At 32.5% G+C, this 21173-nt stretch carries 18 protein-coding genes and 1 pseudogene; 6 read left to right on the plus strand and 13 right to left on the minus strand.

Annotated elements, in window-relative coordinates; all coding sequences use genetic code 11:
* Nucleotides 1-13: 13 nt before the first annotated feature.
* Both HCAN_RS05700 and HCAN_RS05705 read right to left on the minus strand, forming a co-directional pair.
* The gene (locus HCAN_RS05700) at nt 14-706 is read right to left on the minus strand and encodes a response regulator transcription factor (RefSeq protein ID WP_006655805.1); all 693 of its coding nucleotides are present in this window, start codon (nt 704-706) and stop codon (nt 14-16) included.
* Between the two features lie 79 nt (nt 707-785).
* Complete coding sequence (locus tag HCAN_RS05705) at nt 786-1085, minus strand: DUF2325 domain-containing protein (RefSeq protein ID WP_006655806.1); 300 nt, start codon at nt 1083-1085, stop codon at nt 786-788.
* 188 nt (nt 1086-1273) lie between these two features.
* Here HCAN_RS05705 and fur point away from each other — a divergent pair, with 188 nt between their 5' ends.
* Nucleotides 1274-1723 (plus strand): ferric iron uptake transcriptional regulator, encoded by a 450-nt coding sequence (gene fur, locus HCAN_RS05710; protein WP_006655807.1) that lies wholly within the window; start codon nt 1274-1276, stop codon nt 1721-1723.
* A 21-nt stretch (nt 1724-1744) separates the two neighbouring features.
* On the opposite strand, the gene HCAN_RS05715 is transcribed toward fur, so the two are convergent.
* Entirely contained in the window at nt 1745-2203 is a 459-nt protein-coding gene (locus HCAN_RS05715; protein ID WP_006655808.1) for a phosphoribosyltransferase, read from the minus strand.
* A 9-nt stretch (nt 2204-2212) separates the two neighbouring features.
* Complete coding sequence (mqnE, locus tag HCAN_RS05720) at nt 2213-3268, minus strand: aminofutalosine synthase MqnE (protein WP_006655809.1); 1056 nt, start codon at nt 3266-3268, stop codon at nt 2213-2215.
* Between the two features lie 254 nt (nt 3269-3522).
* Between mqnE and HCAN_RS05725 the strand changes: the two genes are divergently transcribed.
* Together HCAN_RS05725 and HCAN_RS05730 are read left to right on the plus strand one after the other, a co-directional pair.
* The gene (locus tag HCAN_RS05725) at nt 3523-4041 is read left to right on the plus strand and encodes a PAS domain-containing protein (protein WP_006655810.1); all 519 of its coding nucleotides are present in this window, start codon (nt 3523-3525) and stop codon (nt 4039-4041) included.
* Entirely contained in the window at nt 4038-5411 is a 1374-nt protein-coding gene (locus tag HCAN_RS05730; protein WP_006656893.1) for a methyl-accepting chemotaxis protein, read from the plus strand. The genes HCAN_RS05725 and HCAN_RS05730 overlap by 4 nt, the downstream gene beginning before the upstream one ends.
* 2 nt (nt 5412-5413) lie before the next feature.
* On the opposite strand, the gene HCAN_RS05735 is transcribed toward HCAN_RS05730, so the two are convergent.
* Nucleotides 5414-7438, minus strand: a complete 2025-nt coding sequence (locus tag HCAN_RS05735) for an ATP-dependent helicase (protein WP_006655813.1) — start codon at nt 7436-7438, stop codon at nt 5414-5416.
* 6 nt (nt 7439-7444) lie between these two features.
* Nucleotides 7445-7837, minus strand: a complete 393-nt coding sequence (gene fliW / locus HCAN_RS05740) for a flagellar assembly protein FliW (RefSeq protein WP_006655814.1) — start codon at nt 7835-7837, stop codon at nt 7445-7447.
* A 162-nt stretch (nt 7838-7999) separates the two neighbouring features.
* Here fliW and HCAN_RS05745 point away from each other — a divergent pair, with 162 nt between their 5' ends.
* Nucleotides 8000-10639 carry a valine--tRNA ligase gene (locus HCAN_RS05745; RefSeq protein ID WP_006655815.1) on the plus strand — a complete coding sequence of 880 codons (2640 nt, stop codon included), beginning with the start codon at nt 8000-8002 and terminating at the stop codon, nt 10637-10639.
* Here the strand turns inward: HCAN_RS05745 and HCAN_RS05750 are convergent.
* Nucleotides 10636-11700, minus strand: a complete 1065-nt coding sequence (locus tag HCAN_RS05750) for an AI-2E family transporter (protein ID WP_006655816.1) — start codon at nt 11698-11700, stop codon at nt 10636-10638. The genes HCAN_RS05745 and HCAN_RS05750 overlap by 4 nt on opposite strands.
* Nucleotides 11700-13082: a cytochrome c oxidase accessory protein CcoG gene (gene ccoG / locus HCAN_RS05755; RefSeq protein WP_006655817.1), complete on the minus strand. Its 1383-nt coding sequence runs from the start codon at nt 13080-13082 to the stop codon at nt 11700-11702. Before ccoG ends, HCAN_RS05750 begins: the two co-directional genes overlap by 1 nt.
* A 176-nt stretch (nt 13083-13258) precedes the next feature.
* Between ccoG and rpsU the strand changes: the two genes are divergently transcribed.
* Nucleotides 13259-13471 carry a 30S ribosomal protein S21 gene (gene rpsU, locus HCAN_RS05760; RefSeq protein WP_005020782.1) on the plus strand — a complete coding sequence of 71 codons (213 nt, stop codon included), beginning with the start codon at nt 13259-13261 and terminating at the stop codon, nt 13469-13471.
* 168 nt (nt 13472-13639) lie between these two features.
* Complete coding sequence (locus HCAN_RS05765; RefSeq protein ID WP_006655818.1) at nt 13640-14122, plus strand: hypothetical protein; 483 nt, start codon at nt 13640-13642, stop codon at nt 14120-14122.
* 34 nt (nt 14123-14156) lie between these two features.
* Here HCAN_RS05765 and ychF read toward each other — a convergent pair whose 3' ends face one another.
* From ychF to metH, 5 genes and pseudogenes are all read right to left on the minus strand, one after another.
* Nucleotides 14157-15260, minus strand: a complete 1104-nt coding sequence (gene ychF, locus HCAN_RS05770) for a redox-regulated ATPase YchF (protein WP_006655819.1) — start codon at nt 15258-15260, stop codon at nt 14157-14159.
* Between the two features lie 9 nt (nt 15261-15269).
* A complete protein-coding gene (locus tag HCAN_RS05775; protein WP_006656895.1) occupies nt 15270-16694 on the minus strand; it encodes a leucyl aminopeptidase in 1425 nt (474 codons plus the stop codon).
* The gene (locus tag HCAN_RS05780) at nt 16691-17281 is read right to left on the minus strand and encodes a DedA family protein (protein WP_006655821.1); all 591 of its coding nucleotides are present in this window, start codon (nt 17279-17281) and stop codon (nt 16691-16693) included. Before HCAN_RS05780 ends, HCAN_RS05775 begins: the two co-directional genes overlap by 4 nt.
* Nucleotides 17282-17360: 79 nt before the next feature.
* Nucleotides 17361-17717, minus strand: coding sequence for a methionine-R-sulfoxide reductase (locus tag HCAN_RS05785; protein WP_006655822.1), 357 nt, complete (start codon nt 17715-17717; stop codon nt 17361-17363).
* Between the two features lie 9 nt (nt 17718-17726).
* Nucleotides 17727-21166 (minus strand): annotated as a pseudogene (gene metH, locus HCAN_RS08385) (methionine synthase).
* Between the last annotated feature and the right edge of the window lie 7 nt (nt 21167-21173).

A 21173-nucleotide genomic window follows, 5' to 3' on the forward strand; every position in this document is an offset into this window, starting at 1 on the left:
CATTTTATTTATCTTAGAGAGTTCTTACAATCTTATAACCCATCCTAGAGTGATTTTTAATTAAATCATAATAAGTTTTCCTGCGTAAATTATTAATATGCATACGCAAGGAATCCATTGTCATTTGTTGTCCTTTCCAAACTTTTTTGCGGAATTCATCATAAGTCACAGGAAAATTTTCTGCTTTGATTAACAATTCCAAAATTCGACATTCCCTTTCAGTTAGCTCAAAGATTGCATAACCCTTTACGATAGATTTATCCCTTTTGCGATAAAATACGCCTTGCCCTAAATCAATCATTTGTTCTTTACAAAGTTGTTTATTAATGGAAAGCAGCAAAACAAATAATTCCTCTAAATCTACCGCTTTTTTAATAAAATAGGCAGAATTTAACTCAACAATTCTAGAAATCTTTTCTTCATCACTATAAGCAGTCATAAAAACAACAGGAAATGTTGAATTAATTTTTCGCATTGATTCTACCATTGTAATACCATCAATTTTACCCTCTAAATTAATATCAGTTATGACTATATCCACAACATTATTTTTAAAAAGCTTTAAGGCTTCCTCTCCATTATTTGCAGTGAGAATCTTACGACATCTACGCTCCAATGGTGCCTTCAACAAATCAAGAGCAATTACATCATCTTCAACAATCAAAATCGTAAGACTACCAAGCGGTTCTAATAAATCCGGAGACATAATCTCTTTCTCCTAAAAAATAAATAAAATTAAGCTCGAAAAATAATACTAAAAAAGGCTTAAAATATCAACATCTATCTTAACAATTACAACAATTTTTTCCAAAAGTTTTCATAAATTCACAATAAAGACAACTCACACTTCTTTTTGTGCAGATAATAGGAATTTCTTTCTTCTTTGCTTCATTGCGAAATTTTCTCATTGTGTTATGGTTTAAAAAATTAGTTAGCATCACTAAGCAATCCGTATTTTGAGGAATATCCTTGTGATTAATACTTTCTTTCCTAGCATCCCAATGCGTAACTTTTTTACAACCAAAATTACTCAAAACAGCCCTAATAGAAGCAATCTCATCTCCACCAATAACTAAAATTGACATAAAAAATCCTCATCAAATAAAAATTTATCAGTAAATTTTATATTTACTACATTCAGTTTAAAAAATAAAATGATAATTATTATTATCTTAATTATTAATAAAAATAATTATTATTTTATTTTTGATTTAATGGCTTGATTCTGCTATAATCCTTAAAATTTTGTTAAAAGCATTCAAAAGGAATTAATATGAAAAAATACAAAGAATCTCTGAAAACAATTCTAGATAGATTACACCTTTCTATCAAAAAAAATAACCTTAAAAACTCTAAACAAAGAGAATACATTCTAAAAGTAATCTATGAAGATGGGGGACACTTAAGTCCTGAAGATATTTTTATTGCCATCAAAAAAACCTGCAAAAATGCCAGCATTTCATCAATCTATCGCATTTTATCATTTTTAGAAAAAGAAGGCTTTGTGCATTCTATCGAAGTAGATAAAAGTGGCAAACGCTATGAAATTGCAAGTGGTTTGCATCACGACCATATCATCTGTGTAGAATGTGGAAAAATTGAAGAATTTTGCAATGAAGAAATTGAGAAATTACAAATTGAAGTCGCACAATCCTACAAAGCAAAGCTTGTAGGGCACGATATGCTTTTGTATGTCGTATGCGAATCTTGCCTAAAAAAATAATTTTGCAGAGATTTTTGTGTTTTAGAGATTACGCTCCCTAATCTCTTTTACAATATCTACTTCCCAAAAGAAATCCACCCAATCTTTTGTTTCGCGCAAAAAGAAATCTGGTTTAAAAGTCGCTGTTGGCTTATAAAAAATAGATGCAGTTTTAAAGTCAATATTAGAATTAATTTCTTGTAGAATATTTTTAACTTTTGTTATGCTTGTGCCACTATCAATAATTTCATCCACTATCAAAACCCTTTGATTCCCATAAAGTTCTGGAATATTTGAAATTCTCACTTCTTGCTGCACTTTGTTAAAAAATGAAGCGGCATTGATACTATACACCATTCGCAAATCCAATGCAATTCCCAAAAAATGAGCCATTGTTAAACCACCCCTTGAAATTGCAACAATTCCATCAGGATTAAAATCAATTTTTAAAATCAATTCTTTCATATCCTCTTTAAACATCTCATAGCTATAATATTGCATTTTCCCTCCTTAATAAATTTTAATTTCATTATATAAACTATCGCGTTCAACTGGAGTAAAACCTGCATCTTTAATCTGCGTAATTAATTCATCTTTTAAAATCCCATTAGCACTTTTACTTCCTGCTGCACTCTGTATAGCTTCTTTTTGGATTGTTCCATCAATATCATCAGCCCCAAACTCTTGTGCCACCAATGCAAGATTTAACCCTAAAGTCGCCCAATAAGCTTTAATATGAGGGATATTAGGAAGTAAAATCCGACTAATCGCAATTGTCTTTAAAATCTCCTGCCCACTAGGGAAATTTTTAACTTTCAAAAAATTATTTTCTTTTTGATACACAAGTGGAATAAAAGCATTGAAGCCTTGCGATTTTTCTTGTTGATGATAAAGACGCAATAAGTGATCAATTCGATGTTCTCTACTTTCAATATGCCCAAAAAGCATTGTCGCATTTGATTTTTTACCCAAAGAATGCCAATATCCATGAATTTCAAGCCATCTTGTTGAATCCACCTTGCCCTTACAAATATACTCTCTAATTGTCTCATCAAAAATCTCCGCCCCACCTCCAGGCATTGAATCCACACCATTTTCAGCCATAAGTTCCAAAACCTCTTGGTAAGACTTATTGGAAATTTTAGATAAAAAATTAACTTCAGCACCGGTAAGCGCCTTAATATGAATGTGCGGATATTTTTCTTTAATGGATTTAAAGAGATCTAAATACCATTGTAGATTCAATTTAGGATTATGTGCCCCTACAATATGTATCTCTAATGCTCCATTATTAATAGCTATTTCAACTTGCTCTAAAGCTTCTTCTTTATTTAAAGTATAAGGATTTGGATTCTTTCTATGTGCCGAAAAACCACAAAATTTACAAATATCTGAACATTCATTGGTGGGATTTAAATGGCGATTAGAATTAAAAAAAGTCTTTTTGCCAAAATATTCCTCTCGAATAGCTCCTGCCATTTTCCCCAAAGTAAAAATGTCTAAATCATACAGCTTTAATGCTTCTTTTGGATCCAAAAATGACTTTAATATTTCATTTTTACTCATTTTTTTCCTTTATCAGAGTTACCAAAAACTAAAATTTTATATAGAATTATACACAAAGTTTCTTGCTTTATTTAAAACAATAATCTAAAATTAATTTTAATAGATATACTTTAAAGATTTTAATTTAATAATTCTATAACTTAACATCCATAAAAGAAACTCCAAAAATTAAAACCTATTTTTAATCATCTTTTAACTCTTTATTCTATAAAATGTCTATATTTTAATATAAAAAAACTCTAAGGAATATCTATATGCCCACCAATGAACTTTTTTTAAAGGACAATACACTCATTACCTCCAAAACGGACTTAAAAGGTAAAATAACCTATGGCAACGAAGATTTTATTCACTATGGGGAATATAAAGAAGAGGATTTTTTAAACAAACCCCATAGCCTTGTCCGTCATCCACAAATGCCAAAAACGGCATTCAAACTTTTGTGGGACTCTCTTAAAGAAAAAAAGGAATTTTTTGCTTTTGTGTGCAATCTCTCCAAAACAGGAAAAACCTATTGGGTCTTTGCCAATGTTACACCTTCCTATGATGACAAAGGTCAAGTAGTAGGCTATTATTCCGTGCGAAGACGCCCAAGCAAAGAAGGTGTAGAAACTATAAGCAAAATTTATAGCAAACTTCTTGAAATAGAAAAAACACAAGGGGTTAATCAAGCTATTCAATTCACTTTAGACTTTCTAAAAGAAAATAACATAACTTGGGATAAATTCATTATTGATCTGCAGAATAAGGGAAAAACAGGAGGATACAGATGAAAAATCTTTTAATTATTGCGATTATTTTAGGCATTGTGGGGTTAGCTTTAGAAGCTATTTTTGTTGGCTTATCCATCAATCTTATCACTTTTGGTATTCTAATTATTCTTCTAATATTTATCTATTTCAAATCTGCAAAAAGATTAGATTTCCTTCAAAGGATTCTTAAAATATCAGCACTTTGGCAACAAGGAAAATTTGAAGCAAGAATCATACATATCAAAGGAGACAATGACTTATGCACTTTTGCTAATAATATTAATAGCGTCATTGATAATCTTGAAGCCTTTATGCGTGAAATTTCTACAGCCATTCGATGTTCACAAGAAGGCAAATATTATCGCTTAGCCTTTCCACAAGGATTAAATAGTGCGTTTGCTGCAAATATTGAAAATATCAATAAAGCCTTAATGAAAATTGAAGAAAATGCCAAAGATAATCTTTCTAATTTTCTTGCCAAATCTTTAATGGATATGAGTTTAGGCAGTCAAAATGAAAATTTAACAAAAATTTCTTTAGATTTGGACAATGATATACAAAATATGAGCATTGTAGATGAAAATGTGACAAGTATCACAACTTCAGCAAAAAATTCGCAAGAGGATGTTGTTTCTATCACCAAATCCATTGATGAACTTATGGAAATTATCAATGACAATTCTATCACTATCGAAAGTTTTGCCCAAAAATCAAAAGATATTGATTCTGTAGTTGAAATCATTAGTGATATTGCAAATCAAACTAATCTTTTAGCACTTAATGCTAGTATTGAAGCGGCAAGAGCTGGAGAACATGGAAGAGGATTTGCGGTAGTAGCCGATGAAGTCAGACAACTCGCAGAAAAGACACATAAAGCCACTAATGATATTTCTATCGTGGTGCAAACTATGCAGCAAGAAATCGCTAGTATTCAAGATAATTTTAAACAAGTTTCAGAATTTGCAAACTCAACACATAATCATATTATGCATTTTAACTCTATCTTTAGCTATATGGAACAAACCACAAAAACACTTAAAGAGGTTTTTGAAAACCTTTCCAATAAATTCATTTTAAGTGTTTCAAAATTAGAACACATTGTTTATAAATCTAATCTTTACTTAAGTTTTAATCTCAAAAAACAAACTTGCAATTTCAATGAAATCAACCCTATCTCCAAACATCTTGATGATCAAGAGAAAATTCAGGAAATCCACCTAGATATGCCATCTCTCAACAATGCAAAAGAAAAATTAATTCAAAATACAAACATTGCATTAGAAGAATTGAAAAAACCACTCACCAAAGAAAGCGTTGATACAATCATCCACACTTTCCATGAAATAGAGGATGATTCCAAAAAAGTAATTAACCTTTTACAAGAAAACTAAGACTAATTACCTTTATGAAGCAATCCAGCTTCATAAAGAAAAATTGAACCCTCATAAGCAATGTTTTTCATTACATCTTTTCTAGCATAACTAAGATATAAATTTTCTTTTGCACGTGTTACTGCTACATAAAAAAGTCTTCTTTCTTCTTCTAGACTTCCGCTTTGACTCATTAACTTTTTATTAGGGAATCTCCCTTCCATTAAATCCACAATATACACTTCGCTAAACTCTAACCCCTTACTTGCGTGAATACTTAATAAATTCACGCCCTCCCCTTCACTCATTTCACTAGAACCAAGCATCATAGCATTCAAGAATCTTCCAATTTCTTGATAATGACTTGCCAAATCCCTTAGTAAAAATATTTTTCTCTCAATCCTTTCTAAGGATTCTTGATATTTTTCCTCATTAATTCTGCCATCTTTAGTAATTGATCGCTCTTTTGCTAATTTTTGTGCTACTTTTTTAAAAATTGGCAATCGAATAATTTGGCTAATCAAAAAAGCAGGTTTATCATTTACGCCAAAACTACCAAAAAATAAATAAAGTGAATCAAGAAATTCAGCCCCTTCCTTAGTAAGCTTAGGGTGACTTAAAATTGAATTATGCTTAAAATCACTCTCCAAATAGCTAAATCTTTCAATGTTCCCCATTGCAAAAAATTCATCAAAAAGCCCCAATTGTGTATTTTGCACTATTTTTTTATAAGGTTCTTTAATCATTTGATCAGGTTTTAAAAGTCCCTTTATAGCATTACCCTCACCCAAAACCAACAAAGCTTCATAAATATCCTTTGCCATAGCATTTCCAATCCCCTTAGCATGACTTAAAACATGAATAAAAGACATCATATCTTTGGGATTATAGAGCAATGAACAAAGATTTAAAATATATGCTACTTCTTTAGAATCAAAAAAACTAATTCCACCTTTCCTCCGCGTTGGAATCCCAATTTCTCTCAAACTCGCTTCAATCCCATCTGCGCTAGAATTATTTCTAAAAATAACTGCCACATCCCTAAAAGGACGATTAGATAATTTAATTTTATTGGCAATACCTTGATATTGTAAAAACAATTCATCATAAACAAGTAAAGTTGGCATTCCAAAATTCTGCGTTTTAACCACCTCCAAAGTTTTAGGATAGATTCTAGGATTTTTTTCAATCACCCGATTAGCTAGATTTAAAATTGGAGCTGTAGAACGATAATTCTTGGTTAAACTATAAATATTTCCATTGGGATATCGATCTTTGAAACTCCCAATAATACTAATATCTGCACCATTAAAAGCATAAATACTTTGATCATAATCTCCCACACAAAAAATAGAAGGGGGATTAAGAGTTTGCAAAATTGAATCTTGCAAAGGATTGGTATCTTGATATTCATCCACCAAAATCTCTTTAAATTGAAGCTTATCTTTTAGAATTTCTTCCTTATAAAAAAGCAATAAATCATTGTAATCTGCATAATGATATTCTTTTTTTAGCCCCTTAAATTCTTCCCAAACATCTAAATAAATCTCCGCATAAGGCGCTTGTTCAGAATTTCTATTTTGAAGCCAAGTCAAAAAATCATCGCTTGTGGTCGCATTTTGAAACAAAGAAAAAGTATCATATAAGTAATTTGCCCCATAAGGTGGAGTTTGGGAAATATGCGTAAATATCCTTTTATCATAGAGGCTTTTAAAAAGCACTTTAAGCTCTCTTGGCTGTTTTAAGATAATTGAATTTTTATTCTTTAGATAACGATATGCTACTGCGTGAAAAGTGCCTGCTTCAATTTGTTTAACGATTCTAGAATCAAATCTCAATTCTAGCCGCTTCAACATTTCTTGTGCAGCCTTATTGGTAAAAGTAAGCAATAAAATTTCATTAGGCAAAATCCCACTTTCTAAAAGATAGGAGATTCTGCCTACAATTGTAGAGGTTTTGCCAGTTCCTGCTGAGGCAATAATAAGATTATAACCACTAGGCGCTAAAGAGGCTTCCCTTTGTTGATCATTAAGCTTAGAAAGAGGCAATCTAGATTATTCTTTAATATAATCTTTAATTGATTCAGCTACACCAAAGTTTGGATAATCTTTTGCTGTTAGAATTACTTGAGCCAAAGTGTGATTGTCGTAATTTAAAATAATTGGTGCTAAGAAATTAATACGAATTTCGGTTTGTTTTTCTCGCACAAATACGCAAAAAACTTTCACTTTAGAATCCGCTTTCATATCAAGCAAAGCTTGAATACCAGCAGGCACTTCAAAAGAATATTCTCGCACTTTATAAGGATTAATCAAAAGTAATTCGGCATCTCTCCCCACCATTGATAAAAATGCTAAAGCCCCATCATCAATCTCAGCCAACTCCACTTCACTTACATCTTCAAATCCTAAAATATGAGATTTAACAATAAATTTTTCACCTTTCATAACAAACTCCTTTTTATAGAATTATTTTATCATTTTGCCACTTTTTTAACTTTAAAAACTCAAATTTCATTTATAAAGTTTTAGTTTTTTGGTAAAATTCAAAATTTATTTTTCATTAGCAAAAACTATTCCAACTTTATATCACTAACAAAAAGGGCTTTTATGCAAGATAAAACAAATACTACTTATAATCCCAAAGAAATTGAAGAACAATATTATAATTTTTGTGAAAAATCCGGTTACTTTGAAATTAATGGTAACGCAGCCATACAAAAAAATCAAAATTTTTGTATTATGCTCCCACCCCCTAATGTTACAGGGAGTCTTCATATTGGACACGCACTCAATCACACGCTTATAGATATTATAGTTCGTTACAAACGAATGGATGGATACAAAACACTTTGGCAAGCAGGGCTTGATCATGCCGGAATCGCAACTCAAAATGTCGTAGAAAAACAACTCTTAGCCCAAGGCATTAAAAAAGAAACACTAGGAAGAGAAAAATTTATCCAAAAAGTATGGGAATGGAAAGAACAAAGCGGTGGAGCAATTTTAAAACAAATGCGAAAACTTGGAAGCTCACCTGCATGGAGTAGAACTCGTTTTACTATGGATGAAGGTTTGCAAAATGCTGTTAAAGAAGCTTTTGTAAAGCTTTATAACGAAGGCTTTATTGTGCAAGGAAAATATCTTGTAAATTGGTGCACACACGATGGTGCTTTATCAGATATTGAAGTGGAATATAAAGAAAATAATGGAAAACTCTATCATTTACGCTATTTTTTAGAAGATTCTAAAGATTATATTGTTGTTGCTACAACGCGTCCAGAAACCTATTTTGGAGATACTGCTGTTATGGTAAATCCACAAGATTCACGCTACCAAAATCTCATTGGCAAAAAAGTAATACTTCCACTCCTTAACAAAGCCATTCCTATTATTGCCGATTCTCATGTTGATATGGAATTTGGAAGTGGTGCAGTTAAAGTAACTCCTGCGCACGATCCAAACGATTATGAAGTTGGAAAAAGACATCATTTAGAGCAAATTACTATTTTTGATAAAAATGGAATCTTAAATGAATTTGCCGGTGAATTTGCAGGATTAGAGAGACTAGAAGCGCGTGAAAAAATTATCGCCAAACTCCAAGAATCAGGCTTTATTGAAAAAATTGAAGATTATAAGAATCAAGTGGGACATTGTTATCGTTGCGGAAATGTTGTAGAACCTTATATTTCTAAGCAATGGTTTTTAAAAAAGGAAGTAGCGACAAAAGCTATTGAAAAAATTAATGCCAATGTCAGCAACTTTTTCCCTCCACAATGGAAAAATAATTACAATGCTTGGATGAGAGAATTACGCGATTGGTGCATTTCAAGGCAACTTTGGTGGGGTCATCAGATTCCTGTGTTTTATTGTGATTCTTGCAATCATCAATGGGCAAGCACAAAACTACAAACCAAATGTCCGCAATGCCAAAGCGCACAAATTCATCAAGATCCAGATGTGCTTGATACTTGGTTTAGTTCCGCTTTATGGCCCTTTTCTACGCTTGGATTTGGGAATGGAGAATGGGGAGAAGGCACATTATGGCAAAAAGATGACTTAAAAGAATTTTATCCCAATTCTCTTTTGATTACAGGTTTTGATATTTTATTTTTTTGGGTAGCTAGAATGCTAATGATGGGAGAACATTTTCTCTCTAAACTACCTTTCCCAGATATTTACCTCCACGCCCTAGTTCGCGATGAAAATGGGCAAAAAATGAGTAAAAGTAAGGGAAATGTCATTGATCCTTTAGAATTAATTGAAAAATACAGCGCTGATGTTTTGCGATTTACCCTAGCAATTCTTTGTGCTCAAGGCAGAGATGTAAAACTCTCAAACAATCAACTTGAAATTAGCAAAAATTTTACTAATAAACTTTATAACGCTTCTAACTTTTTACTTCTCAATACGCAAAACTTCCCTAATCTCTCTGAAATAGGAGAGCCAAAAACTCCACTAGGTAAATATATGGCAGAGCTTCTAAGTCATACCATAAAAGAGATGCGAGGTTACCTTGATTCTTATCGCTTTAATGATGGAGCAAACGCACTCTATCGTTTCTTATGGGGAGAATTTTGCGATTGGGGTATTGAGCTTGGCAAAGCCGATAAAGATTCTATTGTAGAATTGGGTGCGATTTTTAAAGAATCAATGCTTTTATTACACCCTTATATGCCTTTTATTAGCGATTATTTATGGCACAAGCTTGATGGCAGCACTCTAGAAGAAAGCGGCTCTATTATGATTAAAAATTATCCAAACTTTCATTATCAAAACACACAAAATTTCAAAACTTTTGAGTTGATTTTGGATTCTATTGTTTCTATTCGCCGTGCTAAAACTACGATTGATCTAGCAAACCAAAAGATTCCAAAAGCTTATATCAAAGGAAACTTTATTCTACCGCAAGATTTTATTCAAACCTTTAAAAATTATGTTTGCAAACTTGCTAAAGTCGAAGAATTAGAAATCACAACAAAAAAAATGCCTCATTGTGTTGTGGATATTACACAAAACCTTGAATCCTATCTCCCTACAAAAGATATTGATTTAACACCCATTATCACAAAATTGCAAAAACAATTAGAGAAAACTCAAAAAGAAATAACTAAATTGCAATCCATGTTAAATAATGAAAAATTCCTCGCTAATGCACCACAACAAGTGCTTGATGGCAATCAAAAAGCCCTTGCTGAACAACAAGAAAAATTACAAAAAATCCAATTAGAATTAAATTCTCTACAAAACTAATGTTTGTAGAGATTTTGATAGATTCTTAGCATTGCAATAAAAAGTGCAGTAATAGCAGGTCCAAGCACAATACCCCAAAATCCAAAACTAGATAATCCTGCAATAATGGCAAAGAAAATCAACATTTCATTAATTTTAACTGGAGTTTCTATTAAAATCCGATTAATAAAAGCAATCACAAAAGGCTTCACTCCATTGTCTGCAAGAGTAGCGATAATAATGATTGAATACAAAGCAATAACTATGGCATTTGTTACATTTCCCAAATACAATTCATAGCACACAACTGGAAGCCAAACCAAAGTCCCACCTACTACAGGGATAAGTGAAGCAAATCCATAAAAAACACCCAAAAGAATCGAATCATAACGATAAAAAGCCATTAAGATTCCAAAAAGCACACCTTGTAAAACCATCGATACAATTGAAGAATAAAACACGACGCTAATAACTGCACTCACTTCATCATAAAGAGTTTTAATCTGTTGTTTTTCAATAGGAATAATCTCCAAACAATATCTCCCCAAAGCATTACCATAATAATAAAAGAAAAACAAAAAGATCACAATAAAAACTGCATCACTTAAAAAATAAGCACTATTTGTGGAGATTTTTGCAACAACACTCAATGCTTTTTTAAGAATCTCTGCCCAATTAATGCTATTAACACTCAATAATAAATCATTAATTTGTTGTTGCAAGGCTACAGGTAAATACTCCAAAAAATCCTTTCCTGTAATTAATATTTTTACTTGCATATCTGTGAAAAATTTTTGCAAACTAGCTAAGTCAATATTTCCCGCAAAAGAAGCCAAATTAATTGCAACATAAAAGATAGGAACAAAACATAAAACAAGCAAGAGTAATGTCATTAAAAGCGAAGTTAGAAAAGTAGATTTTATTTTTTTTAAGATAACTTGAAAAATACTATGCGTTGCAATAAATAGCAAAAATGCTATTAAAATATTCATCAAAAAGGGAGAATACAGCTTAAGTAACGCAATAAGCGTTAAAATAAAAGCTGCAGAAAAAAAGTAAATCCCTTTGGAAGCTTCCCTCATTATTTCTCTTTGTTCATTACATCTTTTGGAGGATAAATAAAGACACTCTTTCTAACAATCTCAATTTTTTCATCAGAATCAAGAGCATAAGCCCTAATTTTTAGTGGTATATGAGTATCTTTTTGAGAATCTTTAGCAAGATTTGCATCCGTATAAAGCACTACAACCTGCTTAAGTTTCTCACCTGGTTTAATATAAAATGGCTTAGATGGGCGTTTAATTTTTATCATCTCATTGCCTTCTATTTCAAAATAAAACTCATAGCCATTGTGATTAGTATTTTGAAATAAAAATACATAAGAATTCTCTACCCTATAATTTTCCCTAATTGTATAAAGCTCACTGCGATTAATATTTAAAAGCATACTTTCTTTAGTTGAACTCATATATAAAAGTCCCGCCAACACAATCACTAATGCTCCAAGATACGCAATAGTTTTAAATCGCATATATCTAACTTTTTGTTGTTTCTCAATAGCTTGTGGGCTTGTCCAAGAAATTAAACTAGGTTTTCCTAATTTTGCCATAACCTTGGTGCAAGCATCCGAACATTCTAAACAATTAATACATTCTAGTTGCATACCTTTTCTAATATCAATATGTGTTGGGCAAATTTTTACACAGGCTTCACAGCCTGTGCATTCAGCATTTGGAACCTCTGGCTTTTTCCACAATTTAATTCCTTTAGGATCAAATACCACTCCACCGCGTTTATAATCATAAACTGTCATAATCGTATCATTGTCATACAAAACACTTTGCACACGACTATAAGGACACATATAGATACAAAAATTTTCTTTAATAAAAATAATATCCGCAATTAAAAAAATTGCAATCCCTAACCAAAAAATATAAAGATATTTATGCTCTAATGGATTTTGAATATAAGCAAAAAAATCACTAGGTGGGACAAAATACCACATAAAATTAGCCGCTATGATAAGCGCCAAAACCACCCAAACAATAAATGCGATTGCTTTTTTAAACTTATTTACTCCCAAAGACATATCCGGTTCTATTTGGCGATTCTCCATCCTCTTTCGTAACTTTAAAATCTTTGTTTCAAGTAAATCCCGATACAAAACCCTAAAGATAGTTTGCGGACAAGCCCAACCACACCATACACGACCAGCAAGAGTAGTCAAAAAAAAGATTAATAAAAATAACAAGATCAATAAAAATGGCATTAAATACAATTCTTGCATATCAAAAGCAACGCCAAAAAGATGTAATTGCTTATGATCAAAAGAAAGAAGAAAAATCTGATTCCCATCAATTTTAATAAAAGGAATACAAAGAACAATTATAGTAGTAATAAAATATGTCCAATAGCGTTTTTTATGATAAAAATGCGCTTTAATTCTTGATTGCATCTCCATTTAAGAACTCCATATTTTTTTGGGAATTATACTACAATTTCATCGCAAAAAACGCTAAAAATATCCTCAATTAATATTACAACTTCTTATTAATAACTCCTATAAAACTTGCAAATCAAATCATTTTTAGGTAGAATACATTCCTACAAAATTTTATATGTAAGGTGGTGATTTAGATGCCAGGAATAAAAGTAAGGGAAAACGAATCTTTTGATGATGCTTACAGAAAATTTAAAAAACAAGCAGATAGAAATCTTGTTGTAACTGAAAGCCGTGCTAGAAGATTCTTTGAACCGATGACTGAAAAGCGTAAAAAGCAAAAAATTAGTGCGCGTAAAAAAATGCTAAAACGCCTCTATATGCTTAGACGCTATGAATCAAGGCTCTAATACAATTTTTAACTTTTGGGATTTCCCCAAAAGTTAATTTCCAATCAATCTCCATTATTCCTTTTACAAAACTTTTTTAAATTCTAATACTCGCTAATTGCTAAAAATATTTTATGGAATACTATTTGCTTTATACTTTATATAAATTTCTCACTTCAAGGAAATAAAATGAATGTAACCGATAAAAATAGCTCAATGTGGAATCTCTTAAGCCAATCTTACGATGCACAAAACAATAATGCAAATAATAATATTTCAGGTTATTCTAGTCCTTTAAAAAACGATTCTGTCTTTGGTGCTCAAGAAATCTCTAAAACAGATTCCAATCTCTTTAGTCAAGAAAATAGCTTTTATACACCAAGCCAAATTCAAGACACACTAGAAATTAGTCAAGAATTATCCACCATTCAAAACTTTGCCACAAATTTTTCAGGGGATTTAAAAGAGCTTGGTGAATCAATGTATGAAAATGGACTGCTCAATAAGGAAGAAAAAATGGGATTTGATATTCTCTCTAAGCTTAACCCAAGTCTTGATTCCAAAACCACCCAAAATCTATTAAATAACTCCAACCTAAGTGATGAAAATCGCAATTTACTTGCCAATGTAGATAAAAAAATTAATGCTGTTAGGTATTTTGGAGGATTTTAGTTACCTCCAATACCTTATTAAACTATTTTAAACTTTACACATTAAATCTAAAATGCATCACATCCCCATCATTAACAATATAATCTTTCCCTTCAACTCGCATAGCACCAGCTTCTTTTGCTTTAGCTTCACCACCATATTTGATAAAATCTTCATAAGCAATCACTTCAGCCCTAATGAAACCTTTTTCAAAATCGTTATGAATAACACCAGCAGCCACAGGTGCTTTATCCCCCCTATGAATCGTCCAAGCTCGCACTTCTTTTACTCCCGCAGTAAAATAACTAATGAGTCCAAGCTTAGAAAATCCCAAATGAATCACAGAATCTAAACCACTCTCTTTAATCCCTAGTTCATTTAAAAATTCCTCTTGCTCTTCATCACTTAACCCCACTAATTCTTCTTCAATTTTAGAACAAAGCTTAATAACCTCAGAACCATTTTTTTTGGCATATTCACGCAAACTCTCTACCATTTTATTATCTTCGCTTAAACCACTCTCATCAACATTAGCACCATAGATAATTTCTTTATTAGTTAAAAATCGCAATTCTTTATCTAAAGCAAAAAATCTTTCATCTTTATTTTGAAAGCTTCTTACAGGATTTCCTTGTTCAATATGTTCTAAAAGCATTTGTGAGATTTCTAACATCGCCTTTGCTTCCTTATCAGTCCCACTCTTAGCCATTCTTGTTAATCTTTCAATACGCTTCTCTAAAGTCTGCATATCTGCAATTAAAAGCTCTGTTTCAATAATCTCAATATCGCGTAAAGGATTGATACTACCTTCTACATGTGTAATATTAGAATCCTCAAAACATCGCACAATATGTAAAATTACCTCCGTTTCTCTAATATTTGCTAAAAACTGATTCCCAAGCCCCTCTCCCTTGCTTGCACCCTTTACTAAACCTGCAATATCTACAAATTCAACTACAGAATGTTGAATCCGCTCAGGATTTACAATTTTAGCTAACTCCTGCAATCTTTTATCAGGAACTGGCACAATCGCTTTATTTGGCTCAATGGTGCAAAAAGGATAATTTGCAGCTTGAGCGTTTTGTGTTTTAGTTAATGCGTTAAAAGTTGTTGATTTACCAACATTGGGTAATCCCACAATTCCAATTGATAATCCCATTTTTATCCTTTATTTTGCTTTACTTTTGACAAATTCTACACACGCACACACTCCAATTCCACTTGCCCCAAAAGGATTCATCCCCCAAGCTTTTTCTACATATGCAGGACCTGCGATATCTAAATGTAGCCATTTATCTTTAAGTGATTCTTCGACAAATTCTCCTAAAAACATTCCTGCAGTGATTGCACCTCCATAACGACTTGATGGAATGTTACACAAATCTGCAATTTCAGATTTTAAAAGCTTTTTTAAATAAGGATTAAAAGGCAAGATTCCCGTTAATTCTCCAACCTCAAAAGCCACTTTAGCAAATTCCTCTTTAAGTTTTTTATTGTATCCCATAATTCCAGTTGTGTAATCCCCTAATCCTACAACACAAGCCCCTGTTAGAGTTGCCAAATCAATGAGAAAATCCGGCTTTAAATCACCTGCAAAACTCAAGCAATCTGCTAAAACCAATCTTCCTTCTGCATCTGTATTACGCACTTCAATTGTTTTTTGATTCCTTGCCCTTAAAATATCATCAGGCTTGTAGGCATCACCGCCAATCATATTTTCAGCCAACCCTAAAATTCCATGCACTTCTGCTTTGATTCCAAGTTTTGCTATAGCTTCTAAGATTCCAATAACTGCACACGCACCACTTTTATCTGCTTTCATTGTTGTCATATAATCACCAGGCTTCAAACTAAGCCCACCACTATCATATGTCAATCCCTTACCAACAAAAACAAATTTAGGTAATTTTTCCTCCTTGGCACATTTTGGCTTATAACTTAAATGCACCAAATAAGGCTTATGCACACTTGCTCTTGCAACCGCCAAAAAAGCTTCCATTTTTTCTTTTTTTAAAAATTTTTCATCATAAATTTGACATTCAAATCCCACAGCTTTTGCACGATCTTCTGCATATTTTGCTACATACTCTGGAGTGGCTTGCTTGGGCGGAGTATTTACTAAATCTCGAGTATAATTCACACTTGTAGCTAAGATTTCTGATTCTAAAATCCGTTGTTGTAAAATTTTTTCATCTAATTTATTGGAATTTAAATAAATCTCTTTAAGAGTTGTTTTGGTTTTTTTGCCTTTAAATTCTTCATAGCTATAAGCTCCAAGCAAGATTCCAAAACATATCTTTTGTATTTCTTCTTCTTTTTCTACTTCTATAGAAATCGATTTAATTTTTAATTTTTTTAAACTGCAAATCGCATTTGCAATCGCATCACTTAAGGCATTAGGAAATTCATAATCATACTTTTCTAAACCTACAAAAAATTTTTTACTTTGACTAACTAAGCAACTTCCTTCACCCTCAAAACCATAAAATTCCAATACTTCTTTTTCATCTTTATTAAGATCTTTAGGAATTTTTTTGTCTTTTAGAAGTATAATCTTTATATCACCTTGTTTTTGACTTGCTATGATTTTCATTTTTTCTCTCCTGTAATTTTTCGCTCCACTTTTTGTGTAACTTTATGCAAATAATAATAAATACCGCCTCCAAGCAGAATCGCAAAAGGAATGGCGATATAATAATGTTCTTTGCCATAATTCACTAAAGCCAACAGCTGTTCTCCAAAAAAGTAAGCTAATAGTATCGTAATAGCAGCCCACACCATCGCACTAATAAGATTAATAAAAGCAAAAGTTTTAGCACTATAGCGTGTTACTCCAATACTCATAGGAATAATTGTTCGCATTCCATACAAATATCTTTGCACAAAAATAATAGGCCAACCATAACGCTGTAAAAGCAAATGTGCAAAAGCAAATTTTCTGCGTTGAGTTTTAAGTTGTTTATAAATAAATTGCTTATTATATCGTCCGATATAAAAATAAATTTGATCCCCCACAAATCCACCAAATCCAGCTACTAAAATTGCAATAGGAATCGTCATATGCCCAGTATGACACATAATTCCAGCCATAATAAGCCCAAGCTCTCCTTCTAAAATACTCCAGAGAAATAAAATAATATAGCCATATTCTTGAATCCACTGCGTAAATAATGCTTCCATTTTAAAAATCTTTAGGTAAAAATATTTTTAATTTTATCAAAACTTTGCTTAACAAACTTCTTTATGCTAACTAGAAGTTTTAATTACCTTGAAACTCTAAAGCAATAGAATTGACACAATGTCTAGTGTTTTTGGGAGTAAAGCCTTCTCCTCTAAAAATATGCCCCAAATGCCCACCGCATTTTGCACAAACAATCTCTATCCTTCTACCATCCTTATCTAGTTGCTCTCTAATTGCTCCTTCAATACAAGAATCAAAGCTAGGCCAACCGCAACCCGAATGAAATTTATCTTTAGATTCATACAAAGCACTGCCACATTGTTTGCAACAATAAATTCCCTCATCAAAAAAATTCTCATATTTGCCACTAAAAGGTGCTTCAGTGCCTTTATGGAGAATCACCCTTTGCTCTTCTTCATTTAATTTTTTATACATTTTTTATCCTTAAATTGCAAAATATTTTGCTTCTTTGTGCGGAACAATCAAAGCCGAAGTTGTTGCTTCTGGACTCATTTGATAAGTTTCACTAAGTATAATGCCAAATTCTTGAGGTTTTAATAGATTAAACAACCCCTCATTTAAGGCTAAATCAGGACATGCTGGATAGCCAAAGGAATATCTCTCTCCCTCTTTCTCTCCTAACCCAAGCTCACGCCTTACTCTTTGATGCACAAAATCTGCCAAAGCTTCTGCTAACTCTACACCTAAGGCGTGTGTGAGATAGTATTTATGATATTGATTATCTTTATAGAGTTTTTCTTCAAAAGGTGCTAAGTTTAATCCACTTGAAACCAAATGCAAGGCACAAATATCACCTTCTTTATTAAAATAATCCCCCAAACACAAATAAGGCTTTTTGGTGCTTCTGGGGAATAAAAAAGATTCTGCATTACTAAAATCTGCACAATCGCTTAATTCCAAAATCAAACCCTCTCTTTTGTCATCAGGAATCCTAGTGCGCGTATGATAATAACCATAAAGCACCACAGGATCAAAAATATTTTTCTCAATGAATTCATTTTTTAGAGACTGAAAAAGTGGCTCTAATTCTTTTTCTTTAAGTTTTAAATATTCCTCTTTTTTTAACTTACTATAACCCCATCGGTGTTTAAAAAGCAAATCTTTATCAATAAATTCAAAAACACTTTGAATTTCATCATTGCTTAACTTTAAAGCTTTTCTTCCAAAAAATGGTGGCTTGTAGCTTTGATAAGAAAAGGTTAATTCACACTCTGTAGGACGAAAAATCTCTTTTTCTTCTTCCAATTTCTCTAGTTTTTTTGCCATTCTCTGCTCTAGCCTAGAATCTTCACTTTTTCCCTTTTGAGAAGGCAGTGTAATATCGCTAAAATCTCCACTTTGAATAATTTGCATTGCTGCTACGCTATCAAAAGCATCCTTGCAATAAAAAATAATTCCATCATAATTAGGGCGACAATATTCATCGACAAAATTTCGATTCAAGGCTGCCCCACCAAGCATAATAGGAATCGTAACTCCAAGCCTTTTTAATTCTTCTAAGTTTTCTTTCATCACTAAAGTAGATTTTACAAGCAACCCACTCATACCAATACAATCCACTTTTTCTTTCTTAATAACTTCCAAAAACTTCTCTAATTCTGCTTTGATGCCAATATTAATCACATGGAATCCATTATTACTTAAAATAATATCCACAAGATTCTTACCAACATCATGCACATCGCCTTTCACCGTTCCAATAACTATGGTTGTTTTATGTGTATTAGTTTTTTTAGGTAAAAATTCATTAAGATAATCCACGCTTTTTTTCATCACTTCTGCACTCTGCAAAACAAAAGGCAATTGCATCTCACCATTTCCAAACTTCTCGCCCACCACTTTCATTGCATCAATCAATATTTCATTAACAATCACTTCAGGATCAATTTCATCTTTTGCACTTGGTAGAATCTTTTGCATTGCATTTAAATCCCCTTCAATGAGATATTTTGAATTCTTTCTTGTGTGCTTAAAGAAAGATCTTCCTCTTTTTTCTCAAAACCTAATCCCGATTTTTTTTCAAAATGACTAATAAAATCATATAAAACTTGCGGACTTTTTTGAACATTAAAGATTAAATCTTCACAAACCTTTATATCTTCACTCTCTAATCTTGCATAAGGAATAATATGGGCAACATTTACAATAGCAGTGCTTAAGCCTTTTTTAATCGCATGATGCAAGAAAACAGAATTAAGACAAACTCTGCCCTCTTTACTTAATCCAAAAGAAATATTAGAAAGCCCCAAAGTGCTTCCTGCTTTAGGAAAAAGCTCTCTAATCTCTGCAATAGCCTCTAGCGTTTCAATCCCCGCAGTAAAATATTCCTCATCCCCACTACCAATAGTAAAGGTAAGTGGATCAAAAATAATGTCTTCTTCTCTTAAATGATGAATCTCTATAGCTCTTTGCATCATTCTTTTAGCACATTCCACTTTTCTCTCTTTGGTTTTACACATTCCTTGCTCATCAATGGTTAAGCACACAAGCACACAACCAAACTTTTTAGCTAAACTAGCCACTTTATCAAATTTTTCAATACCATCTTCCAAATTTGCCGAATTAATAATGCAACGCCCACCAATTAATTTTAAGGCAATCTCTAAAGCATTCACTTGCGTAGAATCAGGCATCAAAGGTAAAGGGATTTTTGTGGCATATCTTGTAATAAGCTCGTGCATATCTTTGCTTTCATCTCTACCGGCAAATGCTACACTCACATCAAGCACATGCGCACCCTGCTTAACCTGCTCATTCCCAACACCCAAAGCTCCCTCATAATCTTCTTTTAAAAGTAATTCTCTAAAGGCTTTAGAACCTGTTGCATTAGATCTCTCACCTATAAGCAATGGTGCAGGTTCTTGAACCAACTCACAAGCTCCAAACAAAGAAGCTATACTTGGCTGATACTTGCCTTGTGAAGGAATCGGGATCTTCCCCTTTGTTTTAGCTACAAGTGCTGAAATATGATGGGGAGTTGTCCCACAACAACCTCCAAGCAAAGCAACTCCTGCGATATTCAAAAAATCACTCTCAATCTCACTAAACTCTTCTGCTTCCATAGGATAATAAGTTATTCCACCTTTATTTTGTGGCAATCCTGCATTCGCGTGAATAGAAATAGGAAATTTACTTACCTTACTTAATTCTGTTAGATATTTTTTTGCTAAATCTGGACCTAAACCACAATTAATCCCTAAAGAAAAAATTTCAAAAGGCTCTAAAATATAAAAAAGTGTTGCAATGTCTGTTCCAATAAGCATAGTTCCAGTTGTTTCAATTGTAGCTGAAACCATAATAGGCAAATTCTCATCAATCTCCCTCACAGCGTGCAGGGCTGCTTTAATCTGTAAAGGATCTTGGGCAGTTTCTAAAAGCACCAAATCCACATTAGCTTCTTTGAAACCTCTCACCGCTTCGCAATAACCCAAAAACATAGAATCATAATCAATATGCCCCAAACTTGGCAACTTTGTCCCAGGTCCCAAAGAACCTGCCACAAATAAGGCATCTTTTTGATTCTCTAGCGGCGTGTGTGCCTTAATACAATCCTTTGCTAATTGCACACCAATTCTTGCAATCTCCCTAGAGTGCTCTTGCATTTCATATTCAGCCAACACCCATTCCATAACCCCAAAAGTATTACTCGTAATAATATTAGCACCTGCTTGAAGATAGCTTGTATAAACTTCTTTAACCACTTCATGACTAAAGAGATTCAAGGCTTCTGTGCAACCTGCCAAGCTTTCCCCTTTGGCATTTTTACCCCATTCTACATTCTCTTTTTTCTGAATCTCTGTCCCCATTGCTCCATCAATAATTAAAACTTGTTTTTTAATAATTTCTTGCAATCTTGTTTTCATTATTTTT

The organism is Helicobacter canadensis MIT 98-5491 (assembly GCF_000162575.1).
Lineage (GTDB): Bacteria > Campylobacterota > Campylobacteria > Campylobacterales > Helicobacteraceae > Helicobacter_D > Helicobacter_D canadensis.